Raw genomic sequence first — 18,253 nt, forward strand, 5'->3', positions numbered from 1 at the left:
ATCATAACCTTTGAATTGCTTCCAAATTGCTTATGGACAGCCCAAGAAGTTCAGTAATGATGTTTGGATAAATTCCTATTATCAATATCAAAGCTCCTAAACACATAAGAATAATTTTTTCGCATAAGCCAATATCGCATATTTTAAGAATATCACGATTTTTTACTGGACCAAGCATAATATTTTTGTACAAATTAAGACTATAAATTGCTGATAACAACACCCCAAAACAACTAACCGTTGTTAATACGAAACTTACTTTAAAAGCCCCATTTAAAGATAGAAATTCACCAATAAACCCGCTTGTACCAGGTAATCCTATACTACCTAATGTTAAAAATAAAAAATATGCACCTAAAGATGGCATAACCTTTAATGTGCCTCCGTAATTTTCAATTTTCTTAGTATGCATCCTTTCATATAACATTCCTATTACGAAAAATAAACCACCAGATATTAACCCATGGCTTATCATCTGGATTATGGCCCCCAGAATACCAAGATGATTTAGACTAAATATACCTAGAGTAACGTAACCCATATGAGCAATGGAGGAATAAGCTATCATTTTTTTCATATCTTCTTGTGCCATAGCTACAAACGAAGCGTAAATTATTGCGATGACGCTTAAAATAAGAGGTATAAAAGCAAAAGATTTACTGGTATAAGGCATCAAAGGCAGTAATATCCTTAAAAAACCATACCCTCCAAACTTTAGTAAGATACCCGCCAAAAGCACTGAAGCAGTAGTTGGAGCTTGAACGTGAGCATCTGGTAACCAAGTATGAAAGAAAAACATTGGAATTTTAATAGCAAATCCAATAAATAATCCAGCCCAAAGCAAGCTACGAGCTTCTGAGCTAAAGTGATTTTCGATATCGTATAAATCAAGAATATTTAAGCTTTCTGCATATGAAAAGATAAACATAAGGCTTGCCAAGAACATAAACGATCCAAAAAGCGTATATATGAAAAATTTGTAAGAAGCAAATACCCTATTCTCTCCTCCCCAAATCAGTATCATTATGTACATAGGCACTAATGAAAACTCAAAGAAGATATAAAATAATAGCAAATTAAGAGAGGCAAAACTTCCATTAATACAGAACTGCAAAACAAAAGTGCATATTATAAACTCACATAAATTATCCCTTACAGTTTTAAGAGAGTATATAATACATAAAAATATCAAAAGAGAAGTTAAAGCTATGAGTAAAAGGGATATGCCGTCAATGCCTATAAAAAAATCTAATCCAACCCACTTAATTAGAGGATATTTTTGAATAAATTGAAAATCATGTATATTTCGATCAAAAGCCACTAACATCAAGATACTACTTACAAGAGTCGCACCAACTGATATGTAAGATATAAATTGAACTTTAGAGCGAAATAATAAAACTCCTAATGCTGCTATTAAAGGGATAAAAATTGTTATAGATAGCAAGTTCATCTAAAGCCCTAGCATTAAATAGGTTGTAAGCAAAAATAACGTAAAGATCATGGCAAAACTATAAGAAAAAAGATAACCGCTATGACAATTACTCACTTTTTTAGAAAAATAGATAACATAATCAACAGCCTTTTGTGGTCCAACTTTATCAATCACATTAATATCGAACCGACAAGCTTTTTCTGATAACTCTATTACAGGTTTTACAATTAAAACCTTGTAAATTTCATCAAAATAGAATTTATTTTTGATTATGTTGCCTTTAAGATCGGAATTTAATTGTTTAACAAATATATAACCTAACAAGCATCCTAAAATACTGAATGATAAAGCAATATATGGCACATTTTCATTTTCTGATATCAAATTGACTACAAAATTATCTTTCAAATACTCTGTAATATTCATATGGTGAATGCCGTAATAACCTAGATAGCTTGCTCCAAAGATAAGAACTATCATCGGCATCCACATAACTGCGCTTGCTTCATGAGCATGGTTATTGGGCTCTCCCGTAAATATACTTTTCAGTATCTTGGCAGAATATACAGCAGTACAAAATGCAGCTGATATTGCGACTATAAATATCCACAAACTGTTTTCAAAGGCATAATTTAAGATTAATTCTTTTGAATAGAAACCGGCAAAAGGTGGAAGACCAACTAAAGCTAAAGAAGCAACTATAAAAAATAAATATGTAATTCTCATGCTATCTCGCAAATTACCTATAAATCTCAAATCTTGGGTAGAAGTTGCATGTATCACATTACCAGCAGCTAAAAATAAAGCAGCTTTGTAAAAGGCATGGCACATCAAATGAAAAATCGCAGCATGATAGGCTTTCAGTCCGCATGCCATGAACATAAATCCAAGTTGGCTTGAGGTAGAATATGCTATAACTTTTTTGATGTCTGTTGCAAGCATTCCTATCATCCCTGCCATTAAAGCAGTAACAGCTCCTATAGATGCTATAAAAATACTAATGCTTGAAGATTGATCGAACAAGAAATGCATCTTACAAATTAAAAATATACCAGCTGTTACCATAGTTGCAGCATGAATCAAAGCAGATACTGGAGTTGGTCCTTCCATTGCATCAGGTAGCCAAACATGCAAACCTATTTGAGCAGATTTAGCCATCGCACCTATACACAACAATAAGCATGTCACATCTAGTAAATTCCATCCAAAAATCAATTTTGTTTCAATCAGCTTGTTCGGATTAATATCGCTAAAATTTAAAGAGTTATATTGGCTATAAATAATTAGCATACCTCCAATTAGAGCTATATCAGCTAGCCTATTTACCACAAAGGCTTTTATCGAAGCTACGTTTGCAGATGGCTTTTCAAACCAAAAACCTATTAATAAGTATGAACACAGTCCCACTCCTTCCCATCCAAAGAACATTTGTAGCATGTTGTCAGCCGAAACTAACACTAGCATACAGAAAGTAAAAAATGATAGGTATGAAATAAATAAATTAAATCGAGGATCATCATGCATGTAACCTATCGAGTAAATATGCACCACAGCTGAAATAACGCATACCACAAAGTACATAATAAAGCCTAAGTGGTCAACATGAATGGCCCAGTTTACACCAAGCTCTTTTATCCAGCTTCCAAGATTAACATATACGGTTTGATGATTATCTATTGAGTTAAGCAAGGCGCTTGTTGAACAACCAGCGGCAATCACCATTATTATACTTGCGATATATGACACAGATTTGCGAGATAAGCTATTTTGGAAAATAAAACAGATTAAGCCTGATATGAGGGGCGCAAAATAAGCTATCTGAATATCCATACTACCCTTTTATCTTATTAATCTGATTAATCTCAATAGTCTTATAATTCCTGAAATAAATTACAATAATTGCAAGTCCTACTGCTGCTTCACTGGCCGCTATGCCAAGTATAAAAATACTTACCACCTGCCCAGTCAAGTCATTCAAATATTTTGAAAAAGTCACAAAATTAATACTGCAGCTAAGTAACATTAGCTCTATACAGAGCAAAGTTGAAATAATCGTTTTACGATTAATCCATACCCCTACCGCTCCTATTGAAAACAGTATTGTAGAAAGTATAATGAATTTTTCCATAATTTAATCATAAGTAATGTCTGATACGCTGCTACCAGGCTGAATATCTACTAGCTTGATAGAATCCTTTACCAAAGCTTTTTTAGGCTTTTTATTCAATTGAGGTTGTCTTAAGGTTAAAGACACTGCGCCAAGTATTGCGACAAGCAACATAACTCCCATAACCTGGAATGGGATTAAAAAGTGATCATACAACACTTGCCCAATCATTGCGGTATTTGTTAAGCCCTCAAATAATTTTTGAGGAAGCACTGCGCGCTTAATTACATCAGCATCTCCAAAACCATATCCTATAATTACATATATATTGAAGGTCATGCCAATACACATAAGCGCCCCGATCAACAAATCGTATTTGCGTTTCAATAAGCTTTGTTTACTAGAATTCACATCAATCATCATTACTACAAATAGAAATAGTACAGCGATTGCTCCAACGTAAACTATAATGTTAATCATAGCCACAAACTCAGCATCAAGAAGAATAAATAAGCCACTTGAATTGATAAAAGCAAAGATAAGCCATAAAACACTGCGCACAGGATTTTGACTAAATACCACTCCCAGAGCAGATAAAATTATTAAAGAGCTAAACAAATAAAAAAACATATCTACCTATACGGATAATCTTTTCCAAGTTTAACTTTTAACTCATCTTCAAGCTTTGTTCCATTACTGAGTAATTTTTTCTTATCATAAATTAAATCTTGATGCGTAAAAGTTGCAAATTCATGATTAGGCCCCTCTACAATTGAATCCACCGGACATGCTTCTTGACATAAACCACAATAGATACATTTGGTCATATCAATATCATATTTAACAGTGCGGCGAGTAGTATCATCAGTAGGATCAGCCTCAATTACGATAGCTTGAGCGGGACATACTGCTTCGCATAATTTACAAGCTATGCAGCGCTCTTGTCCATTATCATAACTCCTCAAAGCATGCTCTCCCCTAAATCTAGGGCTGCGAGGAGCTTTTTCTTGGGGATAGTTAAGAGTTACTTTTTTCTTAAAGAGATATTTTAAAGTAAGGCTCATGCCAAGCACAACATCATACAAAAAAATTCTTTTTAGTAACTCTTTCATAGCACAAACCTAACTAAAAATGCTGATAGAACCATATAAACTAAACTAATAGGTAATAAACATTTCCATCCTATTGTCATCAGTTGATCATAACGATATCTTGGCAATGTTGCTCTGATCCATATAAAGCAAAAAAGTAAAAATCCCACCTTTGCTGCAAACCAACATACGCCTGGTATAAAATTTAAAAATTCCAAATTGAATGGAGGTAAATAGCCGCCTAAAAATAAAATCGTAGTCATTGCACTTGCCATAATCATGTTCGCATACTCTCCTAAGAAGAATAGAGCAAATGATATAGATGAATACTCAACATTATATCCTGCTACAAGTTCAGACTCTGCTTCTGGAAGGTCAAAAGGATGACGATTAGTCTCAGCTAACATGCAAATAAAGAATATTACTCCTAAAGGAGCAAGAAATATATCCACAAATAAGGACCTATTAGATTGAGCTTCCACTATCGCTTCAAGCCTTAAACTGCCACTAAACATTACGACCACAAGGATAATAAGACCAATTGATACTTCGTATGAAATCATTTGAGCAGCAGAGCGGATGGCTCCTAAAAAAGCATATTTTGACTTACTCGCCCAACCTGAGATGATAATGCCATAGATCCCAAGTGCAGATACGGCTAAAATATAAAGCAAACCTACATTGATATCCGCAATCATCATCTGCTTATCAAAAGGTATTACTGTCCAACCGATTAGACTTAGTGAAAATGTTACAAGCGGAGCTAAAACAAATAAAACTTTATCCGAGGCACTTGGCAGAATCATCTCTTTTGTCATAAGCTTGATAGCATCTGCAAATGGTTGCAATAAACCAAATGGCCCAACCACATTAGGTCCTTTGCGACGCTGCATTAATCCTATAATTCTGCGTTCTGCATAAGTCATATAGGCAACGCCAAGTAATACAGGTACTATTACTGCAGCTGATTTTAGGATTGTTTGAAAGATGTAAATTACTATTTCTGTCATTTGATAATACTTTTAGTACATTCAAGCATAGTAGGCGATACCCTTGCTATGACGTTATCCATATAATAGTTTTTTGCTTTTTTCTCTATCGGTATATCTCCCAATTTATTACTTAATGGTAAAAAGATAAAATTATTTGACACAATTTCACTCATATGTTCAAAAACTGGACTTTTTTGCTCCATCTCTTTCCGAACATCCTTGAGATTTTTAAATTTCCAAGAAACACCTAATTTTTTAGCAAGCTCCAATAAAATGACCCTATCATCCTTTGCTTCACCTAAAGGTTTTACAACCTGACGAGCATATTGGGGTCTGCCCTCAAGATTTACATAAATACCGTCCTTTTCTGTATATGCACAACCAGGCAAGATTAAATCAGCACGATTTGCGCCACTATCTCCATGATGTCCTTGGTATACGACAAATGCACCTTTCGTTTTAGCAACATCAAAATCATCTGCATTAAGGAGATATATAAGTTTTTTATTGTCGATATTATTACTACCAAACCCCAAATCTAGTAAACCTACGCTATTTGCTTCGTTGTGTAGAATATTAAAACCATTCCATCCTTCTTTTATGAAGGCATATTTTTTACAAAGTTTATGAGCTGCTGCCAATATGTCCAAAGCATCATCTCTGTCTAAAACACCATCGCCTATAATCATCATAGGGCTACTGCTTTTTTCTAGCAGCTTACTGACCTCATGTTTGCCATTTAATATCTGTTCAAGAATTTGCGGATTTTGCCCTAGCTCCAAAGTTTTAAATGTCTGATTGTCTTGAGTGCCAATTCTTGCTACTTGCAACCCTCTTTCACGTACGTTTTGTCCTATGCGAGAAGCTATAATAGTCGCATTAAGTCTTACATCTGCGCCAATAAGTAAGCAAAAATCACTTTTATCTATTCCGCTAATAGTAGTATTAAAAAGATAATTTCCTCTAGCTGATGTGTCATGTTGTTGCTTAGAAGTACTTACGACGTTTTCACAACCCATAGAGTTAAAGAGTTGTTTCAAAAGATATGCAGACTCACAATCAACTATATTACCGCATATTATTCCCATATCGCTTGGATCAACTTCCTTGATTTTACTCACTAAAAGATTTAACGCCTCATCCCATGTTGCTTGTGTTAATTGACCATTTGTTCTTATAAGAGGCGTCTCTAAACGCTGATACTTTAATCCATCAAAAGCAAACCGCGCTTTATCAGATATCCATTCTTGGTTAATATACTCATTTACTTCAGGCAAGATGCGCATAATTTCTAATCCGCGACTATCTATCCTGATGTTACTACCCACAGCATCAAAAATATCCACAGACTTAGTCTTGCATAACTCCCAAATACGATACTTAAATTGATATGGCTTGGAAGTAAGAGCTCCAACAGGACATAAATCAACCAAATTTCCAGATAATTCAGAGCTAATGGCCTTTTCAAGATATGTAACAACTTCCATGTGCTCTCCCCTACCAACCGTACCCATTTCTTGGATACCAGCAATATCAGTGCAGAATCTGATACATCTAGTGCAATGAATGCAACGAGTCATGTGAGTTTGAACCAAAGGACCCATATTTTTATCTTTTACAGCACGCTTAGATTCCTTATAGCCGCTGACATTCTTACCATATTTAAATGCCTGATCTTGTAGATCACACTCCCCTCCTTGATCACATACAGGACAGTCAAGCGGATGATTAATAAGCAAAAACTCCATAACTGATTGGCGGTATTTTTGAACCTTAGGTGAATCAGTAGTAACATTCATCCCTTCTGCAACAGGCATAGAACAAGACGCTACAGGTTTAGGCGATTTTTCGATATCCACCAAACACATACGACAATTACCTGCAATTTTCAGACGTTCATGATAGCAAAATCTTGGTATCTCAATGCCTGCCATCTCACAAGCCTGCAATACGGTATATCCATCTTCTACTTCAATTTTCTTGCCGTTAATAATAATATTGACCATTATTCCAAACGCTTTAAATATGATATTTCATCTTCAGGATAAGGAAAACTTTTAGAAATCAATAATAAAAACACTAAAATTTAAAATAAAAAAATAAATAGCTAATAAATTTATCGATTTCTCAAGGAAGATAATGGTTAAAAAGTTTTCATAAGTTATTAAATTGAGTCAAGCTATGCTATTTTATTTTTAAATTTTATTGTGTTATAATAAAGCTTGGTAATTATTTAAAGCAGTTAATTATGGAAGAAATTACAAATATACTTAACAACGATTGTAAAGAACAATACACTCAGGCAAATATGATGTTAGTACTAAAAAATGTCCAAAATGCCTATAACCTAATCAATCCTGACGAAATTGATGATGTAAGCATCATTAATGCTTTCGACCAAGAAGGAGTAAATTTAGAAGAACATTTAAGAGATTCTATACTGCACCAATTACCAGAAGTTGGTCATAAATCTATATTTGCAGTAAACACAGGAGGAAGCTGGGCAGCTATGGTGTTGTGTAGTACTGAAGATAAAGTTAATGTAAAATATAACCATTCAGGCGGAGGGCAAATGCCAGAAACCTTAAACAAAGTTTTGAGTAGCCTTGATATAGAGATAAAAAATTATCAGTGTAAAATTGAAGGGGGTCATGATGCTTGCGGCCTAAAAACAATAGGCCAAATATCAGAGATGATAAAGGATCCTTACAAAGATAACTTAAGCTCAAGCCCATTCCATGAACATCATCATAATGTATTGATTAGGATTTTTGATGTGCTCTTTTCTTCGAGTATCTTACTTAATATGAATCCTGTTGAAGCGAGTATATTTCTTGAGATGTTTTACGAAAGGCATTCCACAAGAGACATGGAAAAATTAGAAGCAAATGTTAAAGCCCTTTACTCTTACCTAGAAAGTCAACAAAAAAACTTAGAGAAGCAACAAGAACTAAACAAAAATAAAATTGATGAAAATCTGTTAATTGTTAATGATTTATTAAATGCGTGCAAACAAAAAATGCCTCAGATAACAGATCATAAGAGTGATAGTTACGTAGATCAAATGTGTAAAGTTTTATTAGAACAACTTAAGGTGGCATCGCAATCTTCAGAAACAACCAAAATTTCTGTACATCAGGAAGATTCTGGAGGAGGAACAGAAGAATCTAAAAAAGGAGACCTCAAATCTATACTTATTAAAAAATATAATCTAGGGGAAGGCTATGAGATGGAGTTATACCAGGATGGAAAAACATCTTTAAGATTAAATGGCGAAATGTGTAATTTTATTGAAGAAAAAGTAGCAGAACAAATAAAAGGTCAAGTATACGAAAACCCACACACACACGAAAAAGCAGGAGTTTTATGGATGGATGGTGAACCAGAGTTAGTTGATGATATAGAAACCTTAGGCCTTATAGTTGTTGGGCATGACAACGAGGCTTAAAAAATCAATTCAAGGCATATTAAGACACTTATATGCTTTAAGTTCTTGAAATTCTGATTAAAAATATCAAAATTATACATCATTATTTTTTAAATTTGCTTCTCAAGTAGTTTTAACTCCCCCTCCAACATAATTTCGATATTCTATAGGTATTTTAATCTATAGAATATGATCTTATGCAACAAAAAATTGACGATCTGGAAACAATCATACTAAATTTCGACTCCCCATTTACTGAAAATACTATCAAAAGCATCCTAAAATTGATTCAGTACCTCAATAACAATAATCTATCTAATGATAATCAAATCTCTCATCTTGAAATTATTAAGCTTGATGAAGAATTATCCTTTGAAGATCAACAAAAAAATTTAGAAACCCTCATTTTATCTTCTGCGCCTCAAGAAGATTCCTCTTTTGCTTTATTTGCTATTTATTTTAATAACAATTGGAATAGCCTTGTTACGTATATCAATGAGAATAAAATGTATGCAAAATATAACGATCCCACCAGCGGCAACCAAGCTCCCGAAGTATTAGCAGAAGTTTTAAATAACCTGCAATCAGATGGATCAATAGAAACATGGGAAGATTGCAGAACTATGATCCCAGGAGGCAGACCAAACGATTCAGGATCAAAAACTATTAGAAATCTATTGGAAATGGTATACAAACCCGTTAATCCTCTCAACAATGTAGAAATGCCTTTAAAATATTATGAGCTTTTGCGCATTTCATATGTTATTTGTCATATCTTCATAGAAATATTAGATACTCCAGAAATTAGAACATATCTTTCAGACATGTTGTATAAAACCCATAACATAGACAATATAGAACACAAAACTGATTGGTTAGAAGAAATAATCAAAGACATATGCCTCGCGTTAAAAGATCATAATCCTTCAGAAAATTACACTAAAATTCTAAACGACTGTGAAGAAGGGCTAGAACGCTTAACAAATACTCCTAGCTCTTTTATTCAAGATCAAATACCCGAGTTAGTAAAAGAACAAACATTTAACGACATTAATCTACTTTATACTCAGAAATTTTCCACAATGAATAGCATAGATTTAGAAGAAAAAAAAGATTACATACATGCCGAATCAGAAAATTTGGATTATAGCATCTCTCCTTTGAACCCCGATATTCCTAGTGATATTTTTTTAGCTCCAGCAATAAGTGGCTCAAAAGAATTTATTGACTCAGATACAAATATGAAATCTACCCTCAATAAAGTATCGCCATCTAAAATTGAAAGCAATACTACAAATCCTGAAAAGTTAATCAATAATACTATTCCAAGCCCAAGTAATAACACCCTAATTCGTACCCAAACAGTCAATTTTGATGATAGTACGGATATGGTATCTTCGCTTGATCCAGAGTTCAGCTCAACTAAATCTTTTTCAAAAGTAATAAGCGTTGAATCTCGTGATATCCAAAACACTTCTAATTCCCAAAAAATATCAAATACCAAAACAGCGTCACTTAAGGCAGAAGAAATCAATTTCGCTAATACACAAAATACATCCTTAGATTTCGATCATTCCAAACTCTTAAAACAGCATAGTTCTATTGCCCCCTATATATCCGACGCACTGTTAGACGGATCTATAAATCAATCATTAGATTTATGTGTAACACAGAGCTTAGACTTTAGTGATTACACCCCTTTGTTCATACAAAGAGCAGAGAGCATTAGGATTAGTGATGATTTGTTGCGCACAATTAATTTAGACTCAAGTGCGCAAGGAAACGTCTTAGATTCTCATGGTAGTAATGAAAAAGATCACGAACCTAAAACACTATTAGGAGAAACTATTTGCAAAACTCATTAAACCTTATCAAATATTTTATTTCAAACAAGATTATAATTGTAAATTAACCTTTTCTACTTCAAGGGTATGATTATATTTTCATACTACTTTTAGATTCTTTTTTAAAATCATTAAAAAATAAACTGAAACTTCTATTTGATAAGAGTTTTTAGGAATTTTATATCATTAAGAAAATAATTATCTGGAAAATATATTTTATTTTATTACTAGAGTATGTTATTCTTAATATAAGCTTCAAATAACTCAACTGATTACCTATATGACTAGACTTAATCCTTGGACTAGAGAATTTCGTGAAGATATATTAAGAAGACAAGTAGAGCGCCGGGCAGAAGAAGTGCGTCGGGCGGAAGAAGCGCGCCAAGCAGAAGAGGCACGTCGGGCAGAAGAAGTGCGTCAAGCAGAAGAGGCACGTCGGGCAGAAGAAGCACGCCAGGCAGAAGAGGCACGCTGCGCAGAAGAGGCACGTCGGGCAGAAGAAGCACGCCAGGCAGAAGAAGCACGCCAGGCAGAAGAAGTGCGTCAAGCAGAAGAGGCACGTCGGGCAGAAGAAGCACGCCAGGCAGAAGAAGTGCGTCAAGCAGAAGAGGCACGTCGGGCAGAAGAAGCACGCCAGGCAGAAGAAGCACGCCAGGCAGAAGAGGCACGCTGCGCAGAAGAAGCACGCTGCGCAGAAGAAGCGCGCCAGGCAGAAGAAGCCCAAGAGCATCAAAAAAGAGAAGAGAATGAACTTTTACAACAAGAAACTCAGAAACGTCAAAAATGTAACCAAGAAGATAAAAAACAAAATAAAACAAAAGAAATAGAAGACATTAAAAGCATCTTAAAAGGTGATTTTACAAGTCTATATAAACCAATAAATTTTGTAAAGTTACTGGATAATTTACAATACTTGCACTCCACATTAGATATATATAACATTGAATATTTTGATATTTTGTCTATAGACAAGCAAGCAAATACAAAATCCTTAAGAGATAGCTTAAAAACACAAATCTCTAATCAGATACCTAAAACACTAGACAACAGCTCTGCATTTATAACTATGGTCGAAGGAGAATATGCTATCATGCTTATTCATAATTCAGCAGAAGGTATGCGAGTTAAGTTTAATGATCCAAGAGGTATTGATATGCCGTCTATACTGAAAAAAACTCTTAGTGATATTCTAGGCATCAGACCCATAGATTTTTGTACACACATTGATGGACCTTCAAGCTTAGTTGCAATACAAACTCTTTTGGAATTTTTATCTTCTCCAAACCTAGTAAAATTAAACTCCGAAACTTTAACACCAGAGCAAAATAAATTTTTAAGATTGATACATGTAATATACAGCTGTGATCTTATAAAGGATATAGTATTAGAACAAGATAGTACGTTAGAAGCAGATAAACTTTTAAAGCTTTTTTACACTGCTCATATGATGAAAGAAGACTCTGTCTTAATCGAAGCAACTGCTAGAGCAATGATCAATTACTGTTCAACCTTTACAGATACAAAAGATTCAGATCAAGAATTACTCAATGAATGTCAAAATATACTTTCAGCTTTACCAATTTCAAAACCATGCTCCAATATGACAAGATGCATACTACAAGAACTTACCAAAGTACCAACAGATGAAAAAGCACCAATAGACGATAACGAAGGATTTATTATGGTTGATGACTACTTATCAGAAAGTACCCTTACGCTAAAAGGGGAAGATCCTCCAATATTTGAAAGTTATTTCCAAAATACACCTAATTGATAAGAGGCAAGTTGTTGCCTCTTATCATTATATAAACTTTTCAATAACACTCTATAGCATTTTACCATCGATACTAAAATACAAATTATCTTTATCAGATTTGAGGATCTTAAACACGGTGCTAAAATTTTTACCTCACAAAAAGTTATTTTAATATATATAATCCTTAAACTCACTTAAGATAGTATAAACTATTTTAGGTATTTTTATGGCTGAGAACAAAATTTCCTGGTGGCAACAAATCAAAACTTTTATTTGGAATCGCACGCCTCAAACAATCAGAAATACTTTTTGGCCAAATCGATCAAGCCCAAATAAACCAGGAGCGCCAAAAATTATCACTGATCAAGAAAGACTCGAAAATTTAATAAAGGAGGCTAAGGGTCAGGGATTCGATAATCCTTTACATTATGCTGCCGCTAAGCATTCACACCTAGAGATTAAATTTTTGCTTCAACATGGATATAAGGATAGAATCAATGAAAAAGATCGCCATGGTATAACACCCCTAGGATATGCTAGAGAGGATTATGTCATGCTTGCTTTAATTGAAAACGGTGCTGATCCAAATATACAAAATAAGGAAGGAAAAACTCCTTTATTCTATACCATAAATCCAGAGACTATTGCAGCTTTAATTGCAAAAGGGGCTAACCCCAATATACAAGATAAAGAAGGAAAAACACCTTTACACTACAATCATAATGAAGATACTATTAATGCTTTACTCAAAGGAAAAGCTGATCCCAATATACAAGATAAAGAAGGAAAAACACCTTTGTTTTATGTCAATAATTCAAATGTTATCGCAGCTTTAATCGCAAAAGGGGCCGATCCTAATATACAAGACAATAATGGAAAAACATGTTTACATCAGGTACTTGCCGAAGATATTGCCAATGCCTTACTTCAAGGAAAAGTTAATCCAAATATAAAAGATAATAGTGGATTAACTCCTTTATTTTATAATATTAACAATTTGAATGTTGCAGCAGCTTTAATTTCAAAAGGAGCTGACCCTAATGCAAAAGACAAATTCGGTCAAACACTTTTGCATCAAAGTCTCTCTCCTAAGAAGATAGAATTTTTAGTCGAAAACGGCGCTGATCCAAACATACAAGATAACTATGGGCAAACACCTTTATTTTGCTGTTATCGCGATAACGCAAGTAGTATTACTACCTTAGTTGAAAAAGGAGCTAACCCAAATATTCCTGATAAACAAGGCAAAACGCCTTTATATTATTATAACGATGTAAATGCTATCAGTGCTTTAATCGCAGCAAAAGCTGATCCAAACACACGAGATAATTATGGAAAAACTCCCTTACATTATCCTCAAAAATCAGAGGTCATAGAGACTTTACTCAAAGGGAAGGCTGATATAGAAGCAAAGGATAATAATGGATTAACTCCCCTATTTAATGCAGTTATAGCTCAATCAAAGGACAATCATCTGCTTAGTAACGCTAGTATTACAATAAATACTCTAATACGCTACGGCGCAGATGTGAAGGCTGTAGATGAAAAAGGGCAGACTATTTTAGATTATGTTAATAATCATAAAGAGCACTTCGCAGATTATCAAATTGACATGTTAAGTAAAAAATCACAAAAAACAACTAATTATGCTGAACAAATCATCAATGAAGGAAAAAATCGCAATAATGGTGACCAAGGACATAGTATTGGTTAGAACAACAAGCGTTCTTAGAAAGGCAATATGCCCTTCTAAGCTGTAGATAATCTTTGCATAATCTGATCAAACTTCATCTGTAGATGCGTGAAGTTCCGATACGCAGCTTTAAGAACTCTATTTGAAGAGACTTCCGGGGAATCCATAAATAATTTTACTTCAGAAATCAAATTATCCACCTTATTACTGAGATCATTTAAATTATGCATGATAGTGTTTCTTAAATCTGGAGAATAATTCTCAAGTTCCGCAAGTTTTGAACGCATATTCGATTTTAATGACTCATATCTACTGTATATAGTACGCCATTCAACTTTAACTTCATCCAGCAATTGGCGGGCAGTATTCTCCTCTTTTGCTCTAATCCTAAATTCAGGGGTGCGATCTAAGTCCCACGCAAGACCTACCTTTTCCATTGCATATATAATCCATTTATGTAAGTCAAAGTGATACCATTTTACTCCATTACGATAGTCACTTGGGAATGCATGATGGAAATTATGCCAATTTTCACCCAATAGTAAAGGAGCTAACCACCATATATCTCGTGCTGTGCCGCTTGTATATTTTCTCGTGCCCCAAAAATGACATACTGAATTTACACAGAATGTCATATGCTGTTGAAAAATTCTACCTATACCTATAAATAAAAAGCTTGTATATCCTGCAAGAAACGTACCTTTCCATAAATATCCTATAAGAAAAGGCGGAATAGAGTGCATAAAAAATAGTATTGACCAATAATGCTTAAGCTGCCAGAGTAAAATTTTATTATTACCCAATTTTTTCATGGTTACTCTGTCTATATGTTTATTGTTATAATCTTTAACTAGCATCCAACCTATGTGAGACCATAGAAAACCTAAAAATCTATTAGAGAATTTTTTAGGACTATGAGGATCTAAATCAGTATCAGTATAAGAATGGTGCTTGTAATGATCAGAAGCCCATATGATAGCAGGCCCTTGTAAAGCACCAGTACTGAGTAAACACAAGATAAATTCAACAACCTTATTTGTTTTAAAAGCCCCGTGAGACCAAAGTCTATGCAGCCCTACTCCAACGGAAATGTTAGTGATATAGTGCCCTAGAAGCACGCACGTAAATTCAAACCATCCAAAACCATACTGTCTCAAGTAGGTAATACACAAACAAATCAGTATAGTCGGATATAATATAAGACCTATAAAAGTCTGCTTATTTATTTTCAACTTAGATTCCATAGTATATTGTTTTAGTTAATCTAAATCTAGAATACCAGTTATATGTATGAACATCAATAGAAGTTACTATTATCTTCTAATTACCCTACCCTCTGTTAGTTTAGTTACGACTAGAGCGTTAAAGAATATGACAGAGCTCCAGAATGTAGCAGGAACAAAGGCAAATAACTCCTCAACACCTTCGTATTCACTTTCCCACATTATCAATATTAGTAAGCTTGAAAATAGTGAAACATAAAATGTTGCTTTAGGAACTTTTATGTTGAAAATCGCCGAATACAAAGGCACAGTCATAATAGGTCCCCACAGATTCAATGCGTAAAACATAATTTCAAGAATTTCATCAAATGCAATTGATAAAATACAAGTTAGTATACTCATAAATATATTAGACCCTCTTACCAAACTCACTTCTGCTTTTTCAGATAAGTTATCTTTAAGCATTGGCTGCAAAACATCTTTCGTAAAGCTTACAGCCGCAATATTCATGAATGAATCTACTGTTGATATCAAAATACTTATTACTCCTATAAAACCTATACCTAAAAACCCAGCTTTTAAGTTATTTTCAAGCAAAAATACCAATATCTTAGACTGATCCAAGTCAGCTTGCATTGAAAATGCCCAAATACCTAAAATAATGCATATTAAATAAAATATTGATGCCAAAAAGCCCGAAGCAATAAATGCAACTCTACCTTGCTCTGAATCTTTTGCTAGAAGCATCCTTTGTACTGCATGAGGAGGCAATAAGGGGATTAAGAAACTTATAAATAGATAAAAATATTGATTAAAAAATTCTCGATCAAGCCTCATGATAAGCTTTTCTGGAGCAAGATTTGCTAAAGATTGAGGAGCAACATTATTAAGTAACAAAACTATGAAAATTAAAATGACTACAGACTGTAGTTTGTCAGTTTTAATCACCGCATTTACTCCCCCCAAAGTGCTATACGAAAGAATAATGCACATAGACACTACCACACTGAGCGAATATGGTATATGAAAAAAATATTCAAATAGTATATTTAGAACTTTAAACTGAGCAGTAACGTAGAACACACAAACCAAAAACGTTACAACACCGCTTATGATCCTTGCCCCCAATCCAAAATTAGGTTCTATTATATCTCCTATCGAAATAGCTTTACTAAGATTTGCACAAAAATACTTGGCTAAAAATGCACAAATAATTAGGTTAAAAACATCCCCTAATACAATTAAAAAATATGAAATACCTATATCAAATCCTCTTTGCAAAGTATTGATAAGAGCAAAACTACCAACCCAAGTAGCAAAAATTGTTCCTATTAAACTATAGGTGGAGAAATTTTTAGAACCTACTGCATATTCTCTAATTGTCTGAGCAGGCTTAACCGTAAACAGACCTAAGTAGAAGATTAGCAAAAGATATACAATTATTAAAATGTAGTCAACTATTACCATTCCGCTATCTCGTTATCAAAAAATTCATAGAACTTACTTTAAAATATTATACACAAACCTTATATAACACAAGCAATAATTTATATTATGAAATAATTAACTTATTAACTTTTTTGAGATAAAACCTCCTAAAATTCTAACAATAAGTATTTTGATCTTGATTTAGAGTAAACAATTAGCTTAAAATAGCATCTTGACAAACTCATCGGCCAAAAATTTCCTATAAGTTTCTTCACATATGATACAAGATACAAGCAATTTACTTAAAGCTTGTGAAAATATACAAAACAGGCTCGTTCAAACGCCCGTAACAATATGCCGTGAATTAAATGAAAAATTTGGTCACAATTTCTATTTTAAGATGGACTGCCTGCAAAAAACAGGCGCATTCAAAGTACGAGCCGTTCTTAATCATTTGCTCTCGCTACAAAATGAAGGACATTTACCCAAAGAAATAGTAACCTACAGTACAGGCAACCATGCTATTGCCCTTGGTTACGTATGTAATTTATTAGGTATCAAGTGCAGAATTTATTTATCACGATTTACTAGCACAACGAAAATCGAGATGATTCAAAAATACAATCCCGAGATAATATTTACAGAAAATAGAAAAGAAGCTGAAATAATAGCTCGTAGCGATGAAAAAGGTTATTTCTTACATCCTTCAGACAGCGATTTAAGCATAGCCGGTAGTGGAACTATGTGTTACGAAGCATTGCAACAATTAGATGTAAAACCCGACGCCATATTTGCTGCTTGTGGAGGAGGGGGTCTGCTTTCAGGAAGCTTTCTTGCTAAAAAATTACTAAGTCCCGATAGTCTTTTATTCGGATGTGAGCCACAAAGCGCTAATGATGCATTTTTATCTTTGCAAGATAAAAAAATCTTTGAACTTCAACAAACACCTCAAAGCATAGCTGATGGACTCATTACTCCGAAATTATCCCCAAGGACTTTTGAATATATAAAAAAACTTGATGGCATTATATTAAGTACAGAAGAAGAAATTAAGAATTGGACCATATCACTCAATCGCCTTCTTAAGAATAAAATTGAACCTTCCTCAGCTATCACAATGCCTTGCGCTATAAAATGGCTAGAAAAAACCCCACCTTTAAAAAAACAAAACATTTTATTATTAATTTCTGGCGGAAACCTTGATCATCAGTTACTCTTAACAGAGTAGATCAATTATAATTTAGTATAGAATCTTAT

At 33.8% G+C, this 18,253-nt stretch carries 14 protein-coding genes; 5 read left to right on the forward strand and 9 right to left on the reverse strand.

Going from position 1 to position 18,253, the window contains the following annotated elements:
• Position 1: 1 nt before the first annotated feature.
• Genes phytr_RS02995 through nuoG form a run of 7 tightly spaced genes read right to left on the reverse strand, consistent with a single transcriptional unit; the run spans position 2 to position 7,631 of the window.
• Positions 2–1,453 (reverse strand): complex I subunit 4 family protein, encoded by a 1,452-nt coding sequence (locus phytr_RS02995; protein WP_106874409.1) that lies wholly within the window; start codon positions 1,451–1,453, stop codon positions 2–4.
• Entirely contained in the window at positions 1,454–3,265 is a 1,812-nt protein-coding gene (gene nuoL / locus phytr_RS03000) for an NADH-quinone oxidoreductase subunit L (RefSeq protein WP_106874410.1), read from the reverse strand.
• Between the two features lies 1 nt (position 3,266).
• Complete coding sequence (gene nuoK, locus phytr_RS03005; protein ID WP_106874411.1) at positions 3,267–3,563, reverse strand: NADH-quinone oxidoreductase subunit NuoK; 297 nt, start codon at positions 3,561–3,563, stop codon at positions 3,267–3,269.
• Between the two features lie 3 nt (positions 3,564–3,566).
• Positions 3,567–4,172 (reverse strand): NADH-quinone oxidoreductase subunit J, encoded by a 606-nt coding sequence (locus phytr_RS03010; protein WP_106874412.1) that lies wholly within the window; start codon positions 4,170–4,172, stop codon positions 3,567–3,569.
• A gap of 2 nt (positions 4,173–4,174) precedes the next feature.
• A complete protein-coding gene (nuoI, locus tag phytr_RS03015; RefSeq protein WP_106874413.1) occupies positions 4,175–4,654 on the reverse strand; it encodes an NADH-quinone oxidoreductase subunit NuoI in 480 nt (159 codons plus the stop codon).
• Positions 4,651–5,643, reverse strand: coding sequence for an NADH-quinone oxidoreductase subunit NuoH (nuoH, locus tag phytr_RS03020; protein WP_106874414.1), 993 nt, complete (start codon positions 5,641–5,643; stop codon positions 4,651–4,653). Before nuoH ends, nuoI begins: the two co-directional genes overlap by 4 nt.
• Positions 5,640–7,631 carry an NADH-quinone oxidoreductase subunit NuoG gene (nuoG, locus tag phytr_RS03025; RefSeq protein ID WP_106874415.1) on the reverse strand — a complete coding sequence of 664 codons (1,992 nt, stop codon included), beginning with the start codon at positions 7,629–7,631 and terminating at the stop codon, positions 5,640–5,642. The genes nuoH and nuoG overlap by 4 nt, the downstream gene beginning before the upstream one ends.
• 242 nt (positions 7,632–7,873) lie before the next feature.
• Here nuoG and phytr_RS03030 point away from each other — a divergent pair, with 242 nt between their 5' ends.
• The 4 genes from phytr_RS03030 to phytr_RS03045 all read left to right on the forward strand — a co-directional run bounded on the left by phytr_RS03030 (position 7,874) and on the right by phytr_RS03045 (position 14,366).
• Positions 7,874–9,073, forward strand: a complete 1,200-nt coding sequence (locus tag phytr_RS03030) for a hypothetical protein (protein WP_106874416.1) — start codon at positions 7,874–7,876, stop codon at positions 9,071–9,073.
• A 176-nt stretch (positions 9,074–9,249) separates the two neighbouring features.
• A complete protein-coding gene (locus tag phytr_RS03035) occupies positions 9,250–10,917 on the forward strand; it encodes a hypothetical protein (protein WP_106874417.1) in 1,668 nt (555 codons plus the stop codon).
• 259 nt (positions 10,918–11,176) lie between these two features.
• On the forward strand, positions 11,177–12,670 hold the full coding sequence (locus tag phytr_RS06455) for a hypothetical protein (RefSeq protein WP_199843758.1): 1,494 nt from the start codon (positions 11,177–11,179) through the stop codon (positions 12,668–12,670).
• Between the two features lie 208 nt (positions 12,671–12,878).
• Entirely contained in the window at positions 12,879–14,366 is a 1,488-nt protein-coding gene (locus phytr_RS03045) for an ankyrin repeat domain-containing protein (protein ID WP_106874418.1), read from the forward strand.
• Between the two features lie 35 nt (positions 14,367–14,401).
• Here phytr_RS03045 and phytr_RS03050 read toward each other — a convergent pair whose 3' ends face one another.
• On the reverse strand, positions 14,402–15,589 hold the full coding sequence (locus phytr_RS03050) for an acyl-CoA desaturase (protein WP_106874419.1): 1,188 nt from the start codon (positions 15,587–15,589) through the stop codon (positions 14,402–14,404).
• A gap of 69 nt (positions 15,590–15,658) precedes the next feature.
• Positions 15,659–17,035 (reverse strand): sodium:solute symporter family protein, encoded by a 1,377-nt coding sequence (locus tag phytr_RS03055; protein ID WP_106874420.1) that lies wholly within the window; start codon positions 17,033–17,035, stop codon positions 15,659–15,661.
• Positions 17,036–17,273: 238 nt separating this feature from the next.
• Here phytr_RS03055 and phytr_RS03060 point away from each other — a divergent pair, with 238 nt between their 5' ends.
• Entirely contained in the window at positions 17,274–18,224 is a 951-nt protein-coding gene (locus phytr_RS03060) for a serine/threonine dehydratase (protein ID WP_106874421.1), read from the forward strand.
• The last annotated feature ends 29 nt before the right edge of the window (positions 18,225–18,253 follow it).

This window comes from Candidatus Phycorickettsia trachydisci (assembly GCF_003015145.1).
In the GTDB taxonomy this organism is placed as follows: Bacteria; Pseudomonadota; Alphaproteobacteria; order Rickettsiales; family Rickettsiaceae; genus Phycorickettsia; species Phycorickettsia trachydisci.

Excerpts from the sequence above, each read along its gene's own strand:
- phytr_RS02995 (WP_106874409.1), bottom strand. The coding sequence starts at position 1,453 with ATGAACTTGCTATCTATAACAATTTTTATCCCTTTAATAGCAGCATTA.
- nuoL (WP_106874410.1), bottom strand. The coding sequence starts at position 3,265 with ATGGATATTCAGATAGCTTATTTTGCGCCCCTCATATCAGGCTTAATC.
- nuoK (WP_106874411.1), bottom strand. The coding sequence starts at position 3,563 with ATGGAAAAATTCATTATACTTTCTACAATACTGTTTTCAATAGGAGCG.
- phytr_RS03010 (WP_106874412.1), bottom strand. The coding sequence starts at position 4,172 with ATGTTTTTTTATTTGTTTAGCTCTTTAATAATTTTATCTGCTCTGGGA.
- nuoI (WP_106874413.1), bottom strand. The coding sequence starts at position 4,654 with ATGAAAGAGTTACTAAAAAGAATTTTTTTGTATGATGTTGTGCTTGGC.
- nuoH (WP_106874414.1), bottom strand. The coding sequence starts at position 5,643 with ATGACAGAAATAGTAATTTACATCTTTCAAACAATCCTAAAATCAGCT.
- nuoG (WP_106874415.1), bottom strand. The coding sequence starts at position 7,631 with ATGGTCAATATTATTATTAACGGCAAGAAAATTGAAGTAGAAGATGGA.
- phytr_RS03030 (WP_106874416.1), top strand. The coding sequence starts at position 7,874 with ATGGAAGAAATTACAAATATACTTAACAACGATTGTAAAGAACAATAC.
- phytr_RS03035 (WP_106874417.1), top strand. The coding sequence starts at position 9,250 with ATGCAACAAAAAATTGACGATCTGGAAACAATCATACTAAATTTCGAC.
- phytr_RS06455 (WP_199843758.1), top strand. The coding sequence starts at position 11,177 with ATGACTAGACTTAATCCTTGGACTAGAGAATTTCGTGAAGATATATTA.
- phytr_RS03045 (WP_106874418.1), top strand. The coding sequence starts at position 12,879 with ATGGCTGAGAACAAAATTTCCTGGTGGCAACAAATCAAAACTTTTATT.
- phytr_RS03050 (WP_106874419.1), bottom strand. The coding sequence starts at position 15,589 with ATGGAATCTAAGTTGAAAATAAATAAGCAGACTTTTATAGGTCTTATA.
- phytr_RS03055 (WP_106874420.1), bottom strand. The coding sequence starts at position 17,035 with ATGGTAATAGTTGACTACATTTTAATAATTGTATATCTTTTGCTAATC.
- phytr_RS03060 (WP_106874421.1), top strand. The coding sequence starts at position 17,274 with ATGATACAAGATACAAGCAATTTACTTAAAGCTTGTGAAAATATACAA.